The sequence below is a fragment of the Phytohabitans kaempferiae genome, assembly GCF_042433955.1.
Lineage (GTDB): Bacteria > Actinomycetota > Actinomycetes > Mycobacteriales > Micromonosporaceae > Phytohabitans > Phytohabitans kaempferiae.
In genome coordinates this window covers 75703-100629 of sequence record NZ_JBHLUH010000058.1, presented here as the reverse complement: position 1 = coordinate 100629, position 24927 = coordinate 75703, and the positions used below count along the sequence as shown (strand labels likewise).

General features: G+C 77.0%; 3 protein-coding genes. All 3 read left to right on the top strand.

Annotated features, from left to right (window positions below; genetic code table 11):
- Positions 1 to 17: 17 nt before the first annotated feature.
- The 3 genes from ACFFIA_RS27095 to ACFFIA_RS27085 are packed head-to-tail and all read left to right on the top strand — an operon-like array spanning position 18 to position 24927.
- Positions 18 to 236, top strand: coding sequence for an MbtH family protein (locus tag ACFFIA_RS27095; protein ID WP_377255524.1), 219 nt, complete (start codon positions 18 to 20; stop codon positions 234 to 236).
- The gene (locus tag ACFFIA_RS27090) at positions 233 to 10945 is read left to right on the top strand and encodes a non-ribosomal peptide synthetase (RefSeq protein ID WP_377255521.1); all 10713 of its coding nucleotides are present in this window, start codon (positions 233 to 235) and stop codon (positions 10943 to 10945) included. Before ACFFIA_RS27095 ends, ACFFIA_RS27090 begins: the two co-directional genes overlap by 4 nt.
- Positions 10942 to 24927 carry a non-ribosomal peptide synthetase gene (locus ACFFIA_RS27085; protein ID WP_377255518.1) on the top strand — a complete coding sequence of 4662 codons (13986 nt, stop codon included), beginning with the start codon at positions 10942 to 10944 and terminating at the stop codon, positions 24925 to 24927. The genes ACFFIA_RS27090 and ACFFIA_RS27085 overlap by 4 nt, the downstream gene beginning before the upstream one ends.

The window sequence follows — 24927 nt, the reverse complement described above, 5'->3', positions numbered from 1 at the left end:
AGTGAAGGAGCCCTGCCATGACCAACCCCTTCGACGACGAGGACGGCGTCTTCCTCGTCCTGGTGAACGACGAGAACCAGCACTCCCTGTGGCCGGAGTTCGCGCCGGTGCCGGGCGGCTGGCGGATCGTCCACGGCCCGGGCGACCGCGAGGAGTGCGTGACGTACGTGGAACGGAACTGGACCGACATGCGCCCCAAGAGCCTCGCCGAGGCCATGGAGCGGGACCGGGCGTGAGCGGCGACACCGGCGCCGCGACCCTCCCGCTGACCGGCGCGCAGGCGGGAATCTGGTACGCCCTGCGCCTGAGTCCGGGCAGTCCCGCCTACGACGTCGGCGGCTACGCCGAGATCCGCGGCGCCCTCGATGCGGGCCTGCTCGAGCGGGCCTGCGCGACCACGGTGGGGGAGGTCGAGGCGCTGCGGGTCCGGTTCGACGACTCCGGCGGCACGGTCGTACAGACCATCCGGCCGAGCCTCGACGTCCGGCTGTCCAGAGTGGACCTGACCGGCACCTCCGACCCGGCCGGGGCCGCGCGGGAGTGGATGCGCCGCGACCTGGCCGAGCCGGCCGACCCGACCCGCGACCCGCTGTTTCGCGTCGCACTGCTGCGCCTTCGCGCCGACCGGCACTGGTGGTACGTGCGCAGCCACCACCTGGTCATCGACGGCTACAGCCTGCCCCTGGTCTGCCGCCGCGTCGCCGACGTCTACACCGCGCTGGCGGGCACCGCGGCGCCAGCCCCCAGCCCGTTCGCGCCGTACCGGCTGCTCGCCGAGGCGGACGCGGAGTACCGGGACTCCGCCGACTTCCCGCGCGACCGGGCGTTCTGGCTCGACCGGATGGCGGGCGTGGACGGCGTACGGACGCTGAGCGGTCGCGGCGCGGCACCGCCCGGCGGCTTCCTGCGCCACGACGCCGAGCTGCCCGAGCGCACCGCACGGGCACTGGCCGAGAACGCCCGCCGGGCCGGCGGCACGTGGGCCGACGTCGCCGTGGCGGCGTTCGCGGCGTACCTGAGCCGGATGACCGGCACCGGCGACCTGACCATCGGCATCCCGATGACCGGGCGGACCGGCCCACTGCTGCGCGTGCCCGGCGACGCCGCCAACGTCCTGCCGCTGCGGGTCCGCGTCGGTCCCCGCGTGACCTGCCGCGAGCTGGTCGGCGCGGTCGCCGCCGAGCTGGCCCAGGTGCGCCGGCACCAGCGGTACCGGGGCGAGGAGCTGGCCCGCGAGCTGGGCGCGGTCGGCGCCGCGCACGGCCTGTACGGGCCGAGCGTCAACATCAAGTTCTTCGACTACCGGCTCACCTTCGGCGGGCTCGACGCGGTCTTCCACAGCATCGCGGCCGGCCCGGTCGACGACCTGACCCTGTCGGTACGGCACCAGGACGGCCGATTCGGGCTCGACCTGGACGGCAACGCGCGCACGTACGAGGAGCGGGACGTCGCCGGCCACCTGGCGCGGTTCACCGACTACCTCGACGCCTTCGTCCAGCAGCTCGCCGGCGGCGCCGGTGGCCCGGTCCGCGGCATCGAGCTGGCCGACCAGGCCCGCGCCCGCGCGGCCGGCGGCCACCTGCGCGGCGCCGCACCGGCCGCCGACCCGCCGACCCTGCCCGCCGCCCTCGCCGCCCAGGCCGGGCGTACCCCGGACGCGGTGGCGCTGCGCGACGGCGACCGCGCCTGGAGCTTCGCCGAGCTGGACGCGGCCGTCACGCGCCTGGCGGTACGGCTGCGGCGGGCCGGCGTCGGGCCGGAGAAGGTGGTCGCGCTGGTCCTGCCCCGCTCGGCCGGACACGTCGTCGCGATGCTCGCGGTCGCCCGCGCCGGCGGTGCCTGGCTGCCGCTGGACCCGCACCAGCCGGCCGACCGCCTCGCCCACATGCTGCGCGACAGCGCGCCCGCGGCCGTGGTCGTGGCGGACCCGGGGGCGCTGCCGGAGCCGGCACCGGAGGTCCCGGTGCTGACCCTCGATCCGGCCCTGGAGCCCGCCCCGCCGCGCGGCGCCACGCCCGCGCCGGACTGGCCGCCCGTACCTGCGGCGAACCTCGCCTACCTCATCTACACCTCCGGCTCCACCGGGCGGCCGAAGGCGGTGCAGGTGACCCACGGCGCGCTGGCCAACCTGCTGGACAGCCACCGCCGCGGCCTCATGCTGCGGGTCGCGCCCGGCGCGCGGCTGCGGATCGCGCACACCGCCGCGCTCTCGTTCGACGCGGCGCTGGACCCGATCCTGTGGATGGTCGCCGGCCACGAGCTGGTGCTCGTCCCCGAGGAGGTGTACCGGGACGCCGGTGCGCTGGCCCGCGCCGTCCGCGAGGACCGCCTGGACTACGTCGACTGCACGCCGACCCACCTGGAGTACCTGCTGGACGCGGGGCTGCTGGACGGCACCGGGCACACGCCGTCGGTGGTGGTCTTCGGCGGCGAACCGGCCTCCGCCGCGCTCTGGTCCAGGCTGCGCGACCGGCTGGCCGCCGAAGCCGCGCCGGTGTGCTTCAACGCGTACGGGCCGACCGAGTACACAGTGGACGCGATGTGCGCCGACGTCGCCTCGGCGGTCACCTCGGTGCTCGGCACGCCGGTGGCCGGCGCCCGGGCGCTGGTCCTGGACGAGGAGCTGCGTCCGGTGCCCACCGGCGCGGTCGGCGAGCTGTACCTGGGCGGGCCCGGCCTGGCCCGGGGGTACGCCAACCGGCCCGGCCTGACCGCGGCGAGGTTCGTGGCCGACCCGTGGGGCCCGCCCGGCGGCCGGCTGCTGCGCACCGGTGACGTGGTCCGGCTGCGCTTCGGCGGCCAGGTGGAGTACCTGGGACGCGCCGACGACCAGGTGAAGATCCGGGGGTACCGCATCGAGCCCCGCGAGGTGGAGACCGCGCTCGCCGCGTACCCCGCCGTCGCCCAGTGCGCCGTCCTGGCCCGGGAAGGCGGCGCCGGCCCGTACCTGACCGCGTACGTGGTCTTCCGGACGGACACGGAGGCCGATCCGGACGCCCTGCTGGCGTACGCCCGCTCCGCCCTGCCGGACTACCTGGTCCCGGCGGCCGTCGTACCGATGGCGGGGCTTCCGCTGACCGCGCACGGCAAGCTCGACCGGGCGCGGCTGCCCGCCCCGGACCTCGCCGGCCATCCCTACCGGCCCCCGGTCACCGCGACCGAGACGGTGCTCTGCGACCTCTACGCCGAGCTGCTCGGCGCCGACCGGGTCGGGCTCGACGACGACTTCTTCGCCCTGGGCGGCCACTCGCTGCTCGCCGGCCGGCTGCTGGCCGCCCTGCGGTCCCGGATCGGCGTCGAGGTCGACCTGCGGGCCGTCTTCGCCCACCGGACGGTCGCCGCGCTGGCCCGCGCCGTCGACAGCGAGCGGCCACCGGCCCGCCCCGCGCCGCGGGCCACCGTCCAGCCGGCCGACCGCGTGCCGCTGTCGCCCGCGCAGACCCGGTTCTGGTTCGTCGACCAGCGGGACGGCGCGAGCCCGGTCTACAACATCCCGCTGGCCGTGCACGTGGACGGCCACCTCGACGAGCGGGCGCTGGCCGCCGCGCTCGCCGACCTCGTCACCCGCCACGAGAGCCTGCGCACCACCGTCGCGGTGGACGTCCACGGGCCGTGGCAGCGGGTCCTCGACCCCGGCGACCCGGCGCTCGCCGGCGGCCGGCTGACGGTACGTACCCTCGACGCCGGTTCGGCCGTCGACGACGCCGTAGCGGCGGCGGTGCGGGAGCCCTTCGACCTCGCCGCCGAGCCCCCGCTGCGGGCCACGCTCCTGCGCGGCACCGGCGCCGACGTCCTCGTCCTGGTCCTGCACCACATCGCGGGCGACCAGGCGTCGACCGGACCGATGCTGGCGGACCTGTCGGCCGCGTACGCGGCGCGGCTGGACGGGCGCGCGCCGCAGTGGCCGCCGCTGCCGGTGCGGTACCGCGACTACACGCGCTGGCACGCGGAGCTGCTCGGCGACCCGGCGGCCACCGGCAGCCTCGCCGCCGCGCAACTCGACCACTGGCGGGAACGGCTGGCCGGCGCCCCCGAGGAGCTGCCGCTGCCGCTGGACCGCCCGCGGACGGCCGCCCGTACCGGTGCCGGGGCTGTGCTCACGCTCGGCGTGCCGGCGGGCGAGCACGAGCGCCTGCTGGCGTACGCCCGGGGGCAGGGGGTCACGCTCTTCACCGTCCTGCAGACCGCGACCGCGCTGGCCCTGTCGGCCATGGGTGCCGGAGCGGACCTGCCGCTGGGCACGCCGGTCGCCAGCCGTCCCGACGAGGCGTTGGAGGGGATCGTCGGCTGCTTCCTGAACACCGTGGTGCTGCGCGTCGACCTCTCCGGCACGCCGACCGTGGCCGAGCTGCTGGCCCGCGTGCGGGACATGACCGCGGCGGCGCTGGCCCACGCCGACGTCCCGTTCGACCGGGTCGCCGAGGCGCTCAACCCGCCGCGCGTACCGGGCCGGCATCCGCTCTTCCAGGTCATGGTGATCCACGAGCACGGCGGGCCGGAGCGGGTACGGCTCGGGCCGGCCGCCGGTGAGGTGTCGCTTGTGGACACCGGTACGGCGAAGTTCGACCTGACCGCCAAGTTCACCGAGCGCCCCGCCGGGGCCGGCATCGACGTGCGGCTGGAGTACGCGGCCGACCTGTTCGACGAGGCGACCGTCCAGGCGATCGGAGACTGCCTGCTGACCGCCCTGACGCGGCTGCCGGGCGCCGCCGACCGGCCCGCCCTCGACCTGGACCCGCTGCCGCCCGCCGCGCGCCGGGCCGTGGCGCGCTGGACCGAGGGGCGAGCGGTCGACGTGCCCGGCGCCACGCTGCCCGACCTGTTCCGGCTGGCCGTGGCGCGGCATCCGGAGCGGCCCGCCGTCACCGGACCCGGCGGCACGCTCAGTTACGCCGAGCTGGACGCGTACGCCGAGCGGGTCGCCGCCGGCCTGCGGGCGCGAGGTGCCGGGCCGGGCGCGGTGGTGGCGGTGCGCGTCCCGCGCTCGGTCGAACTCGTCGTCGCGCTGTACGCGGTGCACAAGGCCGGTGCCGCGTACCTGCCGGTCGACCCGGACTACCCGACGGACCGGATCGCCCTCGTGCTGGACGACGCCCGACCGGCGGCGGAGCTGGACATGGCGGCGGTGCGGGCGCTCGGCGCGCGGGCATGGCCCGCGTGCGGCGGCGGGCGGCGGCTCACCCCGGACGACCCCGCGTACGTCATCTACACCTCCGGCTCGACCGGCCGCCCCAAGGGAGTGGTCGTCCCGCACCGCGCGATCGTCAACCGGCTCGCCTGGACGCAGGACACGTACCCGCTGGACGGCACGGACCGGGTCCTGCAGAAGACGCCGGCCAGCTTCGACGTCTCGGTGTGGGAGTTCTTCTGGCCGCTGCTGGCCGGCGCCACGCTGGTGGTGGCCGAACCGGGCGGCCACCGCGACCCCGCGTACCTGGTCCGCGCGATCAACGAGCACCGGATCACGACGCTCCACTTCGTACCGTCCATGTTGGCCGGTTTCCTCACCGACCCGGGGGCGGCCACCTGCACCGGCCTGCGGCGGGTCTTCTGCAGCGGCGAGGCGCTCCCGTCCGAGCTGGTCGCCCGCTTCCGCGCCGCCCTGCCGGCCGAGCTGCACAACCTGTACGGGCCGACCGAGGCCGCGGTCGACGTGACCGCCTGGGCGACCACGGACGCCGACGTCCGCGTACCGGTGCCGATCGGCGCCCCGGTCTGGAACACCGGCACGCACGTGGCCGACCGGTGGCTGCGCCCGGTGCCGCCCGGCGTCCCCGGCGAGCTGTACCTCAGCGGTGTCCAGCTCGCCACCGGCTACCTGCGTCGGGCCGGCCTGACCGCGGAGCGGTTCGTCGCCAACCCGTACGGCCCGCCCGGATCCCGGATGTACCGCACTGGCGACCTCGTGCGCTGGCGGCGCGACGGCGCGCTGGAGTACCTGGGACGCGTCGACGACCAGGTGAAGGTGCGCGGCGTCCGGATCGAGCTGGGCGAGGTCGAGCAGGCGATGCTGCGCCATCCGGGCATCCGGGCCGCGGCGGCCACCGTCCGGCGAGACGGCCACGGCAACGTGCGGCTGGTCGGGTACGCCGTGCCGGCCCCCGGCGCCGCCCCCGACCCGGACGAGGTGCGCCAGTTTCTCGCCACCATCGTCCCGGACCACCTCGTGCCCGCCACCGTCGGCCTGCTCGACTCGCTGCCGCTGACCCCGAGCGGCAAGCTGGACCGTCGTGCGCTGCCCGCCCCGCCCGCCGCCGACCGGGCCGGCCCCGGCCCGGCGCCCGACCCGGCAAGCTCCACTGTGGACACCGTCCGGCGGCTCTTCGCGCAGGTGCTCGAACGGCCGGAGGTGGACCCGGACAGCGGCTTCTTCGCGCTCGGCGGGGACAGCATCCTGGCCGTCCAGCTCGTCGCCCGGGCCCGCGAGGCCGGGCTGCGGATTCGTGTCGCCGACGTGTTCACCCACCAGAGCCCGGCCGAGCTGGGGCTCGTCGCCGAACCCGGCCGACCCCCGGCGGACGCCACGGGCGGCGTGGCCGCCGAAGGCCCGGTCGAGCTGACCCCGGTCGCGCACTGGCTGCGCGAGCGCGGCGGGCCGGTGGCCGCGTTCAGCCAGAGCGACACCGCCGAGGTCCCGGCCGGTACGGGCCGCGAGGACCTGGTCCGCGCCGTCTCCGCCCTGCTCGCCCGGCATCCCATGCTGCGGCTGCGGCTGCGCGTCTCGGCGCACGGGCACTGGTCGCTGGACGTGCCGCCGGTGGGCGACGCCGTACCGGCCGACGCGCTGGTCCGCAGCGTCGTGGCCGCCGGCCGGGACGAGACCGCGGTCCGCGCGGAGGCCCGGGCGGCGACGGCGGCGCTGGACCCGGAGCGCGGCGTCGTCTCCCGCTGGTGCCTGGTCACCGGCGGCCCCGGCGAGCCCGCGCGAGTGTTCGCCACCGTCCACCACCTCGCCGTGGACGCGGCCTCCTGGCCGATCCTCTGGGCCGACCTGCGCGCCGCCCTCCGCGGCGAACTCCCGGCGGGCCCGCCCCCGCCGCCGTTCCGGGCCTGGGCCGCCGGTCTGCGCGAGCGGGCCACCAGCCCGGCCGTCCTCGCCGAGTACGGCCATTGGCTCACGGCCGTCACCGACCGGGCGCCGCTGCTGCCGGGCCGCGAGGGCGCGGACCGGCCACCGGGACGGGCCGACCTGGCAGTGGTGGCGGCGACGTTCGATCCACTGTGGAGCTGGGCGGCTGGGCGGTTCCGGTTCACCGGCGAGGACCTGCTGGTCACGGCGGTCGCACTGGCCGCCCTGGCGGTCCGCGGGCCGGACGGGCGCCGGGACGTGACGCTCGCCCTGGAGGGGCACGGGCGCACCGGCCCGGAGACCGCCGGCACGGTCGGCTGGTTCACCAGCCTGTACCCGGTGCGGCTGGACCTCGGCGAGACCGGCGCCGCCGGGCCGCCCGCCGCCGGGCCCGCGCTCAAGTCGGTGAAGGAGCAGTTGCGCGCGGTACCGGGCGGCGGCATCGGCTACGGCCTGCTGCGCTACCTCAACCCGCAGACGGCCGCCGGGCTGGCCGCCGCCGGCGAGCCCGAGCTGCTGGTCAACTACCTCGGCCACCGGCCCGGCGGGCTCGACCCCGACCTGCTCGACGCGGGGCCTGCGGTGGGCGGGCCGGAGCTGCTGGCGTACACAGTGGACACGCCTGGCGGGCGGGCGCTGCGCGGGCACCTGACGTACCCGGCGGGATGGTACGCGGCCGGCACCGCCGAGCGTTTCCGGGACGAGCTGGCCGCCGCGTTCGCGGACCTGGCCGGCTACGTCGCCGCCGGACCCGCCGGTGGCCGTACCCCCGCGGACCTGGTGCTGCCCGGGCTGGCGCAGGCCGACCTGGACGCCCTCGACCTGGCCGCGCCCGGCTGGCTCGACGTGGTGCCGGCCGGCCCGCTCCAGGAAGGGCTGCTCGCGCTGGCACACACCGCGTTCCACGACCCGTCCGCCCATCCCGACGTGTACACGGTGCAACTGCGCCTGCACCTGACCGCCGAGCTGGACCCGGCCCGCCTGCGTACGGCGCTGGACGAGGTGTTCGCCCGGCACGTCGGGCTGCGGATCGGGCTGCGCCACCTCGACTCCGGCCGGGCGGTGGGCGTGGTGCACGCGCCGGTACCGGTGCCATTGAACCTCCACGACCCGCGCGACCTCCACGACCCGCGCGGGAACGCGACCGGTGAGGCTGGCCCGCTCGACGGGCTGGCCCGGCGGCGCCGGTACGAACCGTTCGACCTGGCCGCGCCGCCGCTGTTCCGGTTCGACCTGGTGACCGTCGCGGAGGGCCGGTCGGTCCTGCTGGTCACCGGTCACCACGCGGCCTGGGACGGCTGGTCGGCGCCGCTGCTCGTGCGGGAGATCCTGGACCGGTACGCCGGCCGCGCGCTGCCCGCCGCCGGCACCGGGGCGCACCTGGCGTACCTGCGCGAGCTGGCCGCCCGCGACCCGGAGGCCGACCTGGCCGCCTGGCGCGAGCACCTGCGCGGGCTGGCCGCTCCGACGATGCTGCTCCCGGTCGCGGCCGGCCCCGGCACGTCCCTGCCCGACGAGCACCGGATCGAGCTGGACGAGCAGCTCGTCGCCGACCTGCGCGGCCGGGCCGCCGCCCGCGGCCTGACCCTCAACACGCTCGTCCAGGGCGCGTGGGGGCTGCTGCTGGCCCGGCACACCGGTCGCCGCGACGTGGTGTTCGGGGTGACGGTCGCCGGGCGGCCACCGGGGATCGACGGCATCGAGACGGCGATCGGCCTGTTCGTCAACACGGTGCCGGCCCGGTTCGAGCCGCGTCCCGGGGAGACGGTCGGCGCCGCACTGGACCGCCTCCAGCGACGCCAGGCCGCCACCGCCGACCACCACCGCGCCGGCCTCTCCGCCATCCAGCGGGCCGCCGGCCTCGGCCCCCTGTTCGACACGCTCGTGGTCTTCGAGAACTACCCGCTGGACGACGCGGCGCTGTTGCGCCCGCTGGACGGCGCCGGCCCGCGGGTCGAGGCCGTCGAGGCGGCCGACGCCACGCACTACCCGGCGACGCTCACCGTCTTCCCCGGCCCGCGGCTCGGCCTCGCGCTCGCGTACCGGCCCGACCTGCTGGACCGCGAGCGCGCCGGCGAACTGCTCGGCGAACTGCGCGGCCTGCTGGAGCTGATCGCCGCCCGGCCGGACGCCCCGGTCGAGGAGGCCGGCGTCGTCACCGCCGACCCCGACCCCGACCCCGAGCCCGTGGCGGCCGTACCGGCGGCGACCGAACCGGCCGCCGCCGAGCCGGCCACGGACGCGGAGGCCGCCCTGGTGGCACTCTTCGCGGAGGTGCTGGAGGTGCCGGCGGCGGGCGTCACGGACAGCTTCCTCGCCCTCGGCGGGGACAGCATCCTGGCCATCCAGCTCGTCGCCCGGGCCCGGTCGGCCGGGCTGACCTTCACCGCCGCGGACGTCTTCGAACACCGCACCCCGGCCGCGCTCGCCGCGCTCGGCGGGCGGGCCGTCGCCCCCGCACCGTCCGGAGGGGACGGTCACCGGTCGGCCGGCCTGACGCCGATCATGCGGTGGCTGCGCGAGGCCGGCGGGCCGGTCGCCAGCTACAGCCAGCGGATGCTCCTGCGGCTCCCTGACGGCGCCACCACGGACCGGCTGGCCACCGCCGTCCAGCACGTCCTGGACGCGCATCCGATGCTGCGCGCCCGGCTGGAGGAGGGTGACGAGGGATGGCGGCTCACCGTCCGGCCGCCCGGCACGGTACGCGCCGCCGACCTGCTCACGACGGCCGAGCCGGCCGCCGACCGCGGCCAGGTGGCGCGCGCCTCGGCCGCCCGGCTCGACCCGGCGGCGGGAGTGCTCAGCCAGTGGGTCCGGCTGGACGGCGACCTGCTGGTCACCATCCACCACCTCGCGGTCGACGGCGTCTCCTGGCGGGTCCTGCTGGCCGACCTCGCCGCCGCCTGGCAGGGCGTCCCGCCGCCGGCGCCGGCTACCACCTTCCACGCCTGGACCGGCCTGCTCACCGCCGAGGCGGGCACGGCCCGGCGGCTGGCCGAGCGGGCACACTGGGCCCGGGCACTGGACGCGCCGCCACCGCTGCCCGGCGTCCGGCTCGACCCGGCGACCGACGTCGCGGGCAGCCGGCGGGAGCTGGCGGTGTCCCTGACCGAGGCGGAGACCGGCGCGCTGCTCGGCGCTGCCACGGAGGCCCACCGCGCCGGTCCCGAGGAGCTGCTGCTGGCCGGGCTCGCCCTGGCGCTGCGCCGCTGGAGTGGCGTACCGGCCGCGTCGGTGATGCTCGAGGGACACGGCCGCGCCGACGAACTCTTCGGCACCGACACCAGCCGGACGGTCGGCTGGTTCACCACCATGTATCCGGTCCGCCTCGACCTGGACGGCCTCGACGTCGCGGCGGCCCTGGCCGGTGACGCGGTGGCCGCCGCCGCTGCCGTGCGCGCGGTCACCGAGCCGCTGCGGGCCACGCCCGACCGGGGCATCGGGTACGGGCTGCTGCGCCACGCCAATCCGGAGACCGCCGAGGCCCTGGCCTCCGCGCCGCCGCCGCAGGTCCGCTTCAACTACCTGGGGCGCTTCGCCGCCGGTACCGGCCGGGCGTGGGAGCCGGTCGAGACGGCCGAGCCGCTGGGCGGCCACGTCGACGACGCCATGCCGATCCCGTACCCGCTCGACCTGACCGCGGCGGCGGTGAGCGGCGCGGACGGCCCGCGGCTGCGGATCCGCCTCGCCTGGGCCGGGCACCACGTCACCACCGCGCGGGCCCGGGCGCTCGCCGACGATTTCACCGCCGCGCTGCGCGCGTTGGCCAGTGCCGCCCCGAGCGCGGCCGCCGGGCTCCGCCCGTCGGATGTGTCGCTTGTGGACATCGAGCAGGCCGAGATCGACGAACTCGAGGAACTGTGGAGGACGAGATGAGCGGCCAGCCTGGCCTGGAAGACATCCTGCCGCTTTCCCCGCTCCAGCACGGACTGCTCGTGTGGTCCTCGTACGGCGGCGCGGCCGTGGAGATCTACGCGGTGCAGCGCTCGATCGAGCTGGCCGGCCCGGTCGACCCGGCGGCGCTGCGGGCCGCGGGGGAGAGCCTGCTGCGGCGCCACCCCAACCTGCGGGCCGGCTTCCGCTTCCGCCGCTCCGGCGACCCGGTGGCGCTCGTGCCGAGCACGGTCGAGCTGCCCTGGGCCGTACACGACCTGGCCGGAGTGCCGGAGCCCGAGCGGGCCGCCCGGCTGGCCGGGGTCGCCGACGGGGAGCGGCACCGCCCCTTCGACCTGGGGCGGCCACCGCTGCTGCGGCTGGCGCTGGTCCGGCACCACGCCGAGCGGCACACGCTGCTGCTCACCTTCCACCACGTACTGCTCGACGGCTGGTCCACACCGCTGCTGGTCAAGGAACTCCTCACGCACTACGGCGCCGGGGGAGAGGCCGTACTGCCGCCGCCCGCCCCGTACCGCGACCACCTGGCCTGGCTGTCCAAGCAGGACGGTGAGGGCGCGATCGCGGCCTGGCGGCGGTACCTGGCCGGCCTCGACGGGCCGACCCTCGTCGCGCCCTCGGCCGACCTGCGCGCACCGGCCACGCCCGCCGAGATCACCGCCCACCTCGGCGCGGAACGCACGGCCGCGCTGCGCGACCTGACCCGCCGGCTGGAGGTCACCGCCAACACCGTCGTGCAGGTCGCCTGGGCGCTGGCCGTCGCCGAGCTGACCGGTCGCCGTGACGTCGTGTTCGGGCTGACCGGGTCGGGGCGGTCGGCCGGCGTGCCCGGGGCAGGGCAGATCATCGGCCTGCTCGTCAACACCATCCCGGCCCGGGTACGGCTGCGGCCGAGGGACACGCTCGCGGAGGTGCTGCGCGAGGTACAGCGCGACCAGGCCCGACTCATCGACCACCAGCACGTACGCCTCGCCGAGTTGCAGAGCGGCCACGGCGGCGGCGAGCTGTTCGACACGTACGCGGTGTTCGAGAACTACCCGCTCGACGGCGCGGTCCTCGACGAGCTGGGCCGGCTGGCCGGGCTGCGGGTCGTCGAGGTGGGCTCGACCGAGGCCAGCCACTACCCGCTCGGGGTCATCGCCACGCCGGGGGCGCGGCTGCGGCTGGACGTCCGGTACCGCGCCGAGGCGGTGCCCGAGACGGTCGCCCGCCGGGTCAGCGGGCGGCTGGCCGAGCTGCTGGCCGCGATCGTCGACGACCCCGGGCGGAGCGTCGCCCGTACCGCGCTGCTCTCCGCCGCCGAGCACGCCGACCTGGTGGTCGAGCGCAACCGGACCGCCACGCCCGTGCCGCCGCTGACGCTGGGCGGGCTGGTCGAGCGGTGCGCCGCCCGGTTGCCCGGCGCACCGGCGGTGGTGTACGAGCGGGACCAGCTCACGTACGGCGAGCTGAACGCCCGGGCCAACCGGCTCGCCCGGCACCTGGCCGGCCGGGGGATCGGGCCGGAGCAGGCGGTGGCGGTCGCCCTGCCGCGCTCGATCGAGCAGGTCGTCGCGATGCTGGCCGTGGTCAAGGCCGGCGCGGCGTACGTACCGGTCGACACCGACTACCCGGCCGAACGCGTTGCCTACCTGCTGGCCGACTCCCGTCCCGCGCTGGTGCTCGGCGACGCACCGTACGCCGCCGCGATCCCGGACGGCGTCGAGGTCGCGGCGCTGGCCGAGGCGGAGCGCGCCGCCGCCGACCTGCCCGGTGCCGACCTGGACGACGCCGAACGGGTCGCCCCGCTGCGGCCGCACAACGCCGCGTACCTCATCTACACCTCCGGCTCCACCGGCCAGCCCAAGGGCGTCGTGGTGACCCACGACGGGCTGCCGAGCCTCGCGCACACCGTCGCCGCCCACTTCCGGCCCGGCCCCGGCGACCGCGTCCTCCAGTTCGCCTCGCAGAGCTTCGACACCTCGATCTGGGAACTGTGCATGGCGCTGGCCGCCGGCGCGGCGGTCGTCATCGCACCGCCGGAGCGGCGGCTCGGCGGCGAGCTGGCCAGGCTGCTCGCCGAGCGGGCGGTGACCCACCTGACGCTGCCGCCCTCGGCGCTGGCCGAGCTGGACACCTCGGCCGTCGCCCGGGGAGCCGTGGTGGTCGTCGCGGGCGAGGCGTGCCCGCCGGCCCTGGCCCGCCGCTGGATCGAGGCCGGTCACACCTTCTTCAACTCGTACGGCCCCACCGAGACGACCGTCGACGCGACCCTCTGGCGGGCCGGCGAACCGGACGCCGTCAGCGGCCCGGCGCTGCCCATCGGCGGCCCGGTGCACAACACGCAGGTGTACGTGCTGGACGAACTGCTCCGCCCGGTGCCCGCCGGCGCGGTCGGCGAGCTGTACGTGGGCGGCAGCGGCCTGGCCCGTGGCTACCGGGGCGCGCCCGCCCTCACCGCCGCCCGTTTCGTGGCCAACCCGTTCACGCCCGGCCAGCGCCTGTACCGGACCGGCGACCTGGTTCGCTGGCGGCCGGACGGCGAGCTGGAGTTCCTCGGCCGGGCCGACCACCAGGTGAAGATCCGGGGCTTCCGCGTGGAGCTGGGCGAGATCGAGTCCGCACTCGCCGCCCATCCCGAGGTGGCGGCCGCCCTGGCGGTCGCGATCGACGACGACGTGGTCGGCGCGCGGCTGGTCGGGTACGTCGTGCCGGCCGCCGGGCCCGCCGACGCCGCCTCGCTCCGGCGCGAGCTGCGCGAGTTCCTGGCCAGGTCGCTGCCGGAGCACATGGTGCCGTCGGCGTTCGTCGTCATGGACGCGTTCCCGCTCACGCCCAACGGCAAGGTGGACCGCGCCGCCCTGCCCGGCCTCGAACCGGCCCGTACGCCCGCCGTGCGGCCACGGGACGGCGGCGACCCGCGCGAGGAGCTGATGTGCGGGGTCTTCGGCGCGGTGCTGGGCAGCCCCGAGGTCGGCCCGGAGGAGAGCTTCTTCGACCTCGGCGGCCACTCGCTGCTCTTCGCCCGGCTGGTCGCCCGGATCGCCGAGGTGTTCGGCGCGGCCGTGTCCATGCGGGACGTGTTCGACTCGCCGACCCCGCGCGCCCTGGTGCGCGTGCTGGACGGGGAGCGGCGCCGGCCACCGCTCGTGGCCCGCGCGCGGACCGGCCCGCAGCCGCTGTCGTACGCCCAGCGCCGGCTGTGGTTTCTGCACCGGTTGGAGGGGCCGAGCGAGACGTACAACATCCCCGCCGTGCTGCGGATCGCCGGCGACCTGGACGTACCGGCCCTGCGCGCCGCGTTCGGCGACGTGGTGGCGCGGCACGAGAGCCTGCGCACCGTCTTCCGGGTCGGCGACGGCGAAGGGCTCCAGGAGGTGCTGCCGGCCGGAGCGGTCACCGTGCCGTTCACCGTCACCGCCGCCACACCGTCGACAGTGGACGGACTGCTGGCGCGGGCCGCCGCGCACCGCTTCGACCTGGCGGCCGAGATCCCCGTGCGGGCGGACGTGTTCACGCTCGGACCGGACGAACACGTACTGCTCGTGCTGGCACACCACGTCGCCGGGGACGAGTGGTCGGTCGGGCCGCTCTTCGCCGACCTGCGCCAGGCGTACGAGAGCCGCCGGCTCGGGCGGGCCCCGAAGTGGGCGCCCCTGCCCGTGCAGTACGCCGACTACGCGCTCTGGCAACGCGACCACCTGGGCGCCGAGGACCAGCCGGAGAGCGAGGCGAGCCGGCAGCTCACCTTCTGGCGCCAGGCGCTGGACGGGGCGCCGGAGGAGCTGGCGCTGCCGTTCGACCGGCCGCGCGGCCGGGACGCCAGCTACCACGGCGACTACGTGATGTACGAGATCCCCGCCGAGGTGCACCGCGCGCTGGTGGACCTGGCGCGGGCCGCCGACGCGACCCCGTTCATGGCGGTCCAGGCGGCGGTCGCCGCATTGCTCACCAGGCTCGGCGTGGGCGAGGACCTGCCCCTCGGCTCGCCGATCGCCGGCCGGACCCAGCCGGAGCTGGAACACCTCGTCGGCTTCCTCGTCAACACGCTCGTGCTGCGGGTCGACACCGCGGGCGACCCGAGCTTCGCGGAGCTGCTGCGCCGGGTCCGCCGCACCGACCTGGCCGCGTACGACCACGCGGACCTGCCGTTCGAGCGGCTGGTCGAGGTGCTGCGCCCGGCCCGCTCACTGTCCCGCAACCCGCTGTTCCAGGTGATGGTGACCCACCAGCACCGGCTCGACATGGACCTGTCGGTCGCCGGGCTGCAGACCACCGCCGTGCCGTTCGGCCTCGACACCGCCAAGTTCGACCTGACGTTCAGCTTCTTCAGCGACGGCGGCACCGCGGGCGACGGCCCGCTCGGCGCCGGCATCGAGTACGCCACCGCGCTGTTCGACCGGGCGACGGTGGAACAGCTCGCCCGGCGGCTGGTCGAGCTGCTGGCGCGGCTGGTCGCCGAGCCGGACGCGCCGATCGGCGGGTTCGACGCGCGGACCGACGCCGAGCGCGCCGCCGCGACGGTCCCCGTGCCGGTACGGACCGACCCGCCGGTGCCCGAGCAGTTCGCGGCGGCCGCCGCCGCGTACCCGGACCGGGTCGCCCTGGTGGACGCGGACGGCACGCGGATCGCGTACGCCGACCTGGCCGCCCGGGTGAACCGGCTGGCCCGGCTCCTGGCCGCCCGCGGGATCGGGCCGGAGTCGCTGGTCGCGCTCGCCTGCCCGCCCTCGGCCGAGCAGGTCGTGGCGCAGCTCGCCGTCCTCGCCACCGGCGCGGCGTACCTGCCGCTCGACCCGGACTACCCGGCCGAGCGGCTGGCGACGATGCTGGCCGAGGCCGCGCCCGGGCTGCTGGTGACCACGGCCGAGGTGTCCGCCGACGGCCCGGTCGGCTCCTGGTCCGGTCGGCGCGTGGTCGTCGACGCCGCCGCGACCCGGGACGAGCTGGCCCGGCACGCGCCCGACCCGCTGGCCGGACCGGTCCGGCCGGACCATCCGGCGTACGTGATCTTCACGTCCGGCTCGTCCGGCCAGCCCAAGGGGGTCACCGGCACACACGGTGGCCTCGCCGTCCGGCTCGCCTGGGGACGCCGGGCACTGGGGATCGGGCCGGACGACACGGTCGTCGCGAAGAGCTCGCCCAGCTTCATCGACGGGACCACCGAGCTGCTCGGCGCCCTCGTCGCCGGTGCCCGGGTCGTCATCGCCGGCACGGGTCGGCGCCGGGACACGCACGCGCTGGCGCGGCTCGTCGGCGCCGAGCGGGCCACGCGGCTCACCGTCGTGCCCAGCCAGCTGCGGGCCCTGCTGGCCGAGACCGACCACGCCCTGCTGGCACCGGTACGGCACTGGGTCTCCAGCGGCGAACCGCTCCCCGCCGACCTGGCGCGGGCGTTCGCCGGCGCGCTGCCCGCCGCCCGACTGTCCAACCTGTACGGCTGCTCCGAGGCGAGCGGCGACAGCCTGGCCCTGCTCGACGCGGACGGCGGGCCCGCCCAGCGCTTCGACGGCATGGTCGACGGCACCGGCGCCGAGGTGCTGGACTCCCGGCTGCGTCCGGTACCGACCGGCGCGATCGGCGAGCTGTACCTGACCGGCGCCGGCCTCGCCCGCGGATACTGGCGGGCGGCGGGGCTCACCTCGGCCCGCTTCGTCGCCGCGCCGGACGGGACCCGCCGGTACCGGACCGGCGACCTGGCCCGCCGGCACCGCGACGGCACGGTGGAGATCCTGGGGCGCGTCGACGCGCAGGTGAAGATCCGTGGCGTGCGCGTGGAACCGGCCGAGGTCGAGTCCGCCCTCACCGCGACCGGCGCGGTGGCCGCCGCCGCGGTGGCGGTGCGGGAGCGCCCCGGCGGCGACCGCGAGCTGGTCGCGTACGTCGTGCCGGACGGCGCGCCCCTCGACGTGCCCGCGCTGCGCCGGAGCCTGCGCCGCGACCTGCCCAGCCAGCTCGTGCCCGCCGCGTTCGTGCCGGTCGCCGCGCTCCCGCTGCTGCCCAACGGCAAGGTGGACCGGCGCGCGCTGGTCCGGCTCGGCGCGGACCAGCCGGTGCCGCACGGCACCACGGGCGCCTCGGCCGGAGTCCGCGAGCAACTGCTGGCGCAGATCGTCGCGGGCGTGCTGGACCTGCCCTCGGTCGGGCCCGACGACGACTTCTTCGACCTCGGCGGCCACTCGCTCTCGGCCACGCGGCTGGTCTCCCGCGTGCGCGCCGTCTTCGGCGCCGACCTGCCGCTGCGGGCCGTGTTCGAGGCGCCGACGGTACGCGAGCTGGCCGGGCACCTGAGCGCGCCCTCGGACCGGCCGCCGCCGCGCCCCGCCGACCGGCCGGCCCGGACGCCCCTGTCGTACGCCCAGCGGCGGCTGTGGTTTCTCGACCGCCTCGAAGGGCCCGGGACCGTCTACACCATCCCGTACGTGGCCCGGCTCCGCGGCACCGTCGACCCGGACGCGCTGCGCGCCGCCGTCGGGGACGTGATGGCCCGCCACGAGAGCCTGCGCACGCTGCTGGTGGAGCACGACGGCGAGCCGTACCAGCGGGTCCTGGACGAGCCGCCGGTCCCGTTCGCGTCGCACCACAGGCCGGAGGCGGAGGCCGAGGCGCTGGTCGACGCGCTGGCCGCACACCGGTTCGCGCTCGCCGAGGAGCCGCCGTTGCGGGTCGACCTCGTCACCGTGGCCGAGCGGGAGGCGTACCTGGTCGTGGTCGTGCACCACACCGCGGCCGACGCGCTCTCGACCGGCCCGCTCTTCGACGACCTCGCCTCGGCGTACGAGGCGCGGCTCGCCGGTCACGCGCCCACCTGGTCGCCGCCGCCGGTCCAGTACGCCGACTACGCCCTTTGGCAGCGGGACCTGCTGGACCGCTCGCCGGATCTGGACTTCTGGCGGCGGGAGCTGGCCGGCCTGCCGGAGGAGCTGGCCCTGCCGGCGGACCGGCCCCGCCCGGCCACCATGAGCTACCGCGGCGGCGACGTGGCCCGGGACCTGCCCGCCGGGCTGGCCGACGGGCTGCGCGCGCTCGCGCTGCGGGCGGGCGTCACGCCGTTCATGGTCTTCCAGGCCACCGCGGCGGCGCTGCTCTCCCGGCTGGGCGGCGGTGACGACGTGCCGCTCGGCACGCCGGTCGGCGGGCGCACCGACCCGGCCCTGGACCGGCTGGTCGGGTTCTTCGTGGACACGGTCGTGCTGCGGACGGACCTGTCCGGCGACCCGACCTTCGCGGAGCTGCTGCGCCGGGTCCGGGACACCGACCTGGCGGCCTTCGCGCACCAGGACATCCCGTTCGAGCGGCTGGTGGAGGAGCTGCGGCCGCGCCGCTCCCGGGCCCGGCATCCGCTCTTCCAGGTACTGGTCAACCACCACCGCCGCGAGGTGGACCGGCCGCGCCTGGCCGGCACGGTGGCCGAGCCGGTACCGAGGCCGCCCGGCACCGCGAAGTTCGACCTGAGCCTGCTGCTCGACGAGGGCCCCGGCGGCGAGCTGGCGGTGGCGGTCAACTACGCGACCGACCTGTTCGACGCCGGTACCGCGACGGCCCTGCTCGACCGGCTTGTCGCGCTGCTCGGGCAGGTGACCGCCGGGGGAGCGGAGCGCCGCGTCTCGGAGCTGGACGTCCTGCTGCCCGGCGAGCGGGACGCGCTGGCCGCCCGCAACGCCACCGAGCGGCCGGTGCCGCCGCAGACCGTCGTCGACCACCTGCGCCGGACCGCCCGTACCAGCCCCGAGGCGATCGCGCTCTCCGGCGCCGAGACGCTGACCTACGCCGAGCTGGACCGGCGCAGCGCCGCCGTGGCCGCCGCGCTCGCCGCCGGGGGCGTCCGGCCGGGCCAGGTGGTGGCCGTCCAGATCCCGCGCGGTGTCGAGCTGGTCGTCGCGCTGTGGGGCGTCCTGCGGGCCGGTGCCGCGTACCTGCCGGTCGACCCCGACCATCCCGAGGAGCGGGCGGCGTTCGTCCGCGCCGACGCTGGCGCGGTCCTGGCGGTCACCGAGCGCGACGTGCGGGCCTGGTCGACCGCCACCACCGCTACGGACGCGTCCGCGCCACCGGACGGCCCGCTCCACGCCGACGCGCCCGCTTACGTCATCTACACCTCCGGCTCGACCGGCCGTCCCAAGGGGGTCGTCGTGCCGCACCGGGCGCTGGCCAACCGGCTCGCCTGGATGCAGGACGCCTACCGGCTCGGCGCCGCCGACCGCGTGCTCCAGAAGACACCGTCCACGTTCGACGTGTCGGTGTGGGAGTTCTTCTGGCCCGCGCTGGTCGGCGCGGAGCTGGTGCTCGCCGAGCCGGGCGGGCACCGCGACCCGGCGTACCTCTCCGGCCTGATCCGCGAGCGGGGCGTCACGGTCGTCCACTTCGTACCGTCGATGCTGCGCGCCTTCCTGGACGCCGGCGCGGCCCGGGGATGCGACAGCCTGCGCCTGGTCTTCGCCAGCGGTGAGGCGCTGCCGGCGGACCTGGCCGCGCGGTGCGCACGGGCGCTGCCGGCCGCGGCGGCGCACAACCTGTACGGCCCCACCGAGGCCACAGTGGACGTCACGGCCTGGCCGGTCGCCGCGACCCCCGAAGCCGGGAGCGGGACCGTGCCGATCGGGCGGCCGGTCTGGAACACGCGCGCCCACGTGCTCGACCGCCACCTGCGTCCGGTGCCCGACGGGGTACCGGGGGAGCTGTACCTGGCCGGCGCGCAGATCGCCCACGGGTACGCCAACCGGCCGGCGCTGACCGCGGAGCGCTTCGTCGCCGACCCGTACGGGCCACCGGGCAGCCGGCTCTACCGCACCGGCGACCTGGCCGCCTGGCGGGCCGACGGCGCACTCCACTTCCTCGGCCGCACCGACCACCAGGTCAAGGTGCGCGGCCTGCGGGTCGAGCCGGGCGAGGTGGAGGCCGCGCTGACCGCCCTTCCCGGCGTCGCCGCCGCGGTGGTGACCGCCGCCGGTGACGGCCTCGCCGCCTACGTGGTACCGGCCGCTGGCGCGGTGGCGGACCCGGCCCGGCTGCGCGCGGGTCTGGCCGCCACGCTGCCGGAGTACCTCGTGCCGGCCAGCTACACGGTGCTCGCGGCCCTGCCGCTGACCGCGAGCGGCAAGGTGGACCGCGCCGCGCTGCCGGCGCCGGCGCTGGCCCCCACCGGCACCGAGGCACCGCGCGGGGCCACCGAGGAGCTTCTCGCCGGTCTCTTCGCCGAACTGCTCAGGCTGCCCCGGGTCGGGGTCGAGGACGACTTCTTCACGCTCGGCGGCCACTCGCTGCTCGCCGTGCGCCTGGTCTCCCGGATCCGCGCGCACCTGGACGCTCGGCTCGGCGTCGCCGACGTGTTCGACGCGCCGACGGTACGGGCGCTGGCCGGGCGCATCCGCCAGGGCGGCGACCGGCCCCGCGTACGGCCGATGCCCCGTCCCGGGCGGGTCCCGCTCTCACCGGCGCAACTGCGGCTGTGGTTCATCCACCGGATGGACGGCCCGAGCGGCGCCTACAACATCCCGTTCGCGGCCCGGATGCGCGGCCACCTCGACCCCGAGGCGCTGCGCGCCGCCGTCGGCGACATCATGGGCCGGCACGAGATCCTGCGCACCGTCTACCCCGACGGCGGCGGCCGGCCGGAGCAGACCGTACTGCCCGCGGACCCGTCGGCGGTCCCGTTCGCGGTGGCCACTGTGGACCCGGCCGACCTGGACCGCCGGCTGGCCGAGGCCGCCCGCCATCCGTTCCGCCTCGACGCGGAGCCGCCGGTCCGCGTGGACGCGTTCCGCCTGGCCGACGACGACTGGGCGGTCACGGTCGTGCTGCACCACATCGCCGCCGACGAGTGGTCGGCGCGCCCGCTCTTCGAGGACCTCGCCACCGCGTACGCCGCGCGGCGGGCCGGGACGGCGCCGGCCTGGCCGCCGTTGCCGGTGCAGTACGCCGACTACGCGCTGTGGCAGCAGGAGTTGCTCGGTGCCGGCGAGGAGCGCACCGGGCTGCACGCCGGGCAGGTGGACTTTTGGAGCACCGCCCTGGCCGGGCTCCCCGAGGAGCTGGACCTGCCCACCGACCATCCCCGGCCGGCCACCGCGACCTACCGGGGCGTGACCGCCCACCGGGCTCTCCCGGCCGACCTCGCCGCGGCGGTCCGCGCCACCGCCGGCCGGGGCGGTATCACCGTCTTCATGCTGGTGCGGGCGGCCGTCGCGGTGCTGCTGCGCAAGCTCGGCGCCGGCACCGACATCCCCCTCGGGACCCCGGTCGCCGGGCGCGCCGACCCGGCCCTGGACGACCTCGTCGGCTGCTTCGTCAACACGCTCGTGCTGCGTACCGACGTCTCCGGCGACCCGACGTTCGCGGAGCTGCTGGCCCGGGTACGCGCCGCCGACCTGGCCGCCTTCGCCCACGCGGACCTGCCCTTCGAGGAGCTTGTCGACCGGCTGGCGCCGCCGCGGTCACTGTCCCGGCATCCGCTCTTCCAGGTCATGGCGACCCACCGGTACGCCGACGACGCCGACCTGGGGCTGCCCGGAGTGGCGACGTCCACTCAGGACATCGGCTTCGACGTGGCCAAGTTCGACCTGACGTTCGTGGTGACCGAACGCCCAGCCGCGCAGGGCGGGGACATGTCGCTGTCGCTCACCTGCGCCCTCGACCTGTTCGACCCGCCCACCGCGCGACGGCTGCTGGACCGGCTGGTCCTGCTGCTCTCCGCCGCCGTCGCCACGCCGGAGCGGCGGATCAGCGGCCTGCCGGCGCTGCTCGACAACGAGCGGCGGCTGGTGCTGCGTTGCTGGAACGACACGGCCGCCGACGTCACCCCGGACCACTTGGCCGCCCTTTTCGAGGCCCAGGTCGCCGCCCGCCCCGACGCGCTCGCCCTGGTGGACGGGGAACGCCGGCTCACGTACCGGCAGCTCGACCAGGCCGCCAACCGGCTGGCGCACCGGCTGCTCGCGGCCGGAGCCGCCGCCGAGCGGATCGTGGCGCTGGCGCTGCCGAGGTCCGCCGAGTTGGTGGCCGCCCTGCTCGCGGTCGCCAAGGCCGGTGCCGCGTACCTGCCGATCGACCCGGACCATCCGGACGCCCGGGTCCGGCACGTGCTGGACGACGCCAGGCCGGTCCTGGCCGTCACGTCGGCGGCGCATCCGGTGCCGCTCGGCGGCGTACCCGCGATCCCGGTCGCGCTGGCCTGGGCGGACGGGCCGCCGGTAGCCGCGCCGACCGCCGCCGACCGGCCCGAGCCGTCGCCGGACACGCTCGCCTACGTGATCTACACCTCGGGCTCCACCGGCCGGCCCAAGGGAGTGGCCGTCCCGCACGGCGGCCTGGCGAGCCTGGTCCGCACCATGGCCGGCGGCTCGCGCAGCGGCCCCGGCGCCCGGGTCGGCCAGTTCGCGTCGTTCTCCTTCGACGTCAGCCTCGCCGAGCTGAGCATCTCCATCCTCTGTGGAGCGGCGCTGTACCTGCTGCCGGAGCACGCCCGCGCCGGCGCCGAGCTGGGTCGGTTCGCGACCCGGCACGAACTGACCCACCTGGTGATACCGCCGTCGGTGGTGTCGTCCCTGGACGACCCGGCCGCGCTGCCATCCGGCACCACGCTGATCGTGGGCACCGAGGCGCTGCGGCTCGACCTGGTACGCCGCTGGGCGCGCGGCCGGTTGCTGCTCAACGCGTACGGGCCGACCGAGTCCACTGTGAACTCGACCCTCTGGCCCGCCGACCCGGACTGGGCCGCCGCCGTACTGCCGATCGGCCGCGCCGACGTCAACAAGGCGGCGTACGTGCTCGGCCCGGACCTGGCCCCGGTGCCGCCCGGCGTGACCGGCGAGCTGTACCTGGGCGGCACCGGCCTGGCCCGCGGCTACCTGGGCCAGCCGGCGCTGACCGCGGGGCGCTTCGTCGCCGACCCGTTCGGGCCGCCCGGCGCCCGCCTCTACCGCACCGGCGACCTGGTCCGGTGGAACCGCGACGGGCTGCTGGAGTACCTCGGCCGGGCCGACGGCCAGATGAAGGTGCGCGGGCTGCGGATCGAGCCGGCCGAGGTCGAGGCGGTCCTGCTGGAGCGGCCGGGCGTGGCCGCCGCGGCGGTCGCCGCCCACCCCGGCCCGGACGGCCGGAACCGGCTGGTGGCCTACGTGGTGCCGGCGGGCGCGGGCGACTTCGACCCGCCGGCCCTGACCCGGGCGGCGGCCGCGGCCTTGCCGGAGGCGATGGTGCCCTCCGCGTGGGTGGAGCTGCCCGCACTGCCGATGACCGTCGCCGGCAAGCTGGACCGGGGCCGGCTCGCGCCGCCCGACTTCGCGCGGCCGGCGGCCGCCGAGCCAGCGGCCAGCCCGGTCGAGGCGCTGCTGGTCGAGCTCTTCGCCGAGCTGCTGGGCCGGGACAGCGCCGGCGCCACCGACGGCTTCTTCGAGCTGGGCGGCGACAGCATCCTCTCCATCCAGCTCGTGGCCCGGGCGCGGGAGCGGGGGCTGCGCTTCTCCCCGCGCGACGTCTTCCAGCGTCCGACTCCGCGCGAGCTGGCCGCCGTGGTGACCGAGGCGGCCGCCGCCGCACACGACGCCGGGGCCGGAGAGGTGCCGCTGACGCCCGTCATGCGGCGGTTCCTGACCCGGGACGCGGCGGTGGCGAAGTTCGGCCAGGCGATGCTGCTCCGCCTGCCGGCCGGCGTCGACGAGAACGCGCTGCGCGCCGCGCTGCACGCCGTGCTGGCACATCACGACGTCCTCCGCGCGCGGCTGGCACCGGACGCGTCCGGCCTGGTCGTCGATCCGGGGGCCGGCGCGGGGGAGGTGCTGGTCCGGGTCGGCTGCCCGGCCGGGGAGCCGCTGCCGGAGCGGGCGTACGCCCAAGCCCGCGACGGACTGGACCCGTGGGCCGGCGCCATGCTGCGGGCGGTCTGGTTCGACCACGGGCCGGCCGAGCCCTCCGAACTGTTGCTGCTGGTGCACCACCTGGTCGTGGACGGGGTCTCCTGGCGCGTGCTCGTACCGGATCTGCGCGTGGCGTACGCGGAGGCGGCGGCGGGACGGCCTCCCCGGCTCCAGCCCGTACCCACCTCGCTGGGGCGGTGGGCGCGGGCGCTTCCGGCGGTGGCCGAGGCCAAGGCGGCCGGCGGCGAGGCCGGCTACTGGCGCGACGTGCTGGCCGCCGTACCGGCACCGGACTGGCTGCGCCCGCTGGAACCGGGCCGGGACACCGTCGCCACGATCGCCAACCTGACCCGCACGCTGCCGGCCGAGGAGACCGACCCGCTCCTGCGCGGCGTGCCGAGCCGGTTCCGGGCACGGGTCGACGACGTGCTGCTGACCGCGCTCGCGCTGGCCGTACGGACCTGGACCGGCGCGGACGCCCCGGTGGTGTACCTCGAGGGCCACGGCCGTCAGCAGGAGCTGGTCCCGGGGGCCGACCTGTCCCGCACGGTCGGCTGGTTCACGAGCGTGTACCCGGTGCGGCTGCCCACCGCCGGGGTCGGCGTGCCCGAAGCGGAACGCGACCCGGCCGCGGCCGCGCGGGTCCTCTCCGCCGTGAAGGACTCGCTGGCCGGCGTACCGGACCGCGGTGTCGGCTTCGGCCTGCTGCGCGAGCTGGCGCCCGGTGACCCGCTGGGCGGCCTGCCCGAACCGTGGCTCGCCTTCAACTACCTGGGGCGGGTCGGCGCGGACCTCGGCGCGGCGCCGGACGACGCCTGGCGGCCGGGGGACGGCGGGATCGGCGGGACCGTCGACGGGCACCGGACGGCCGATCATCCCCTCGTCGTGGACGTGACCGCGGTGGAGACCGGCCACGGCACCGAACTCCGGGCGACCTGGGCGTACGCCTCCGGCATGTTCGCCGGGTCCGATGTGGACGAGCTGGCCGCGCTGTGGTTTCGGGCGCTGCGCGCCGTGACCGCCGGCGCCGACCACGCCGGGCCGCACCGGTTCACGCCCGCCGACGTGCCGCTGGCCCGGCTCGACCAGGCCCAGCTCGACCGGATCCAGGCGAGGTGGATCCGGCGGTGA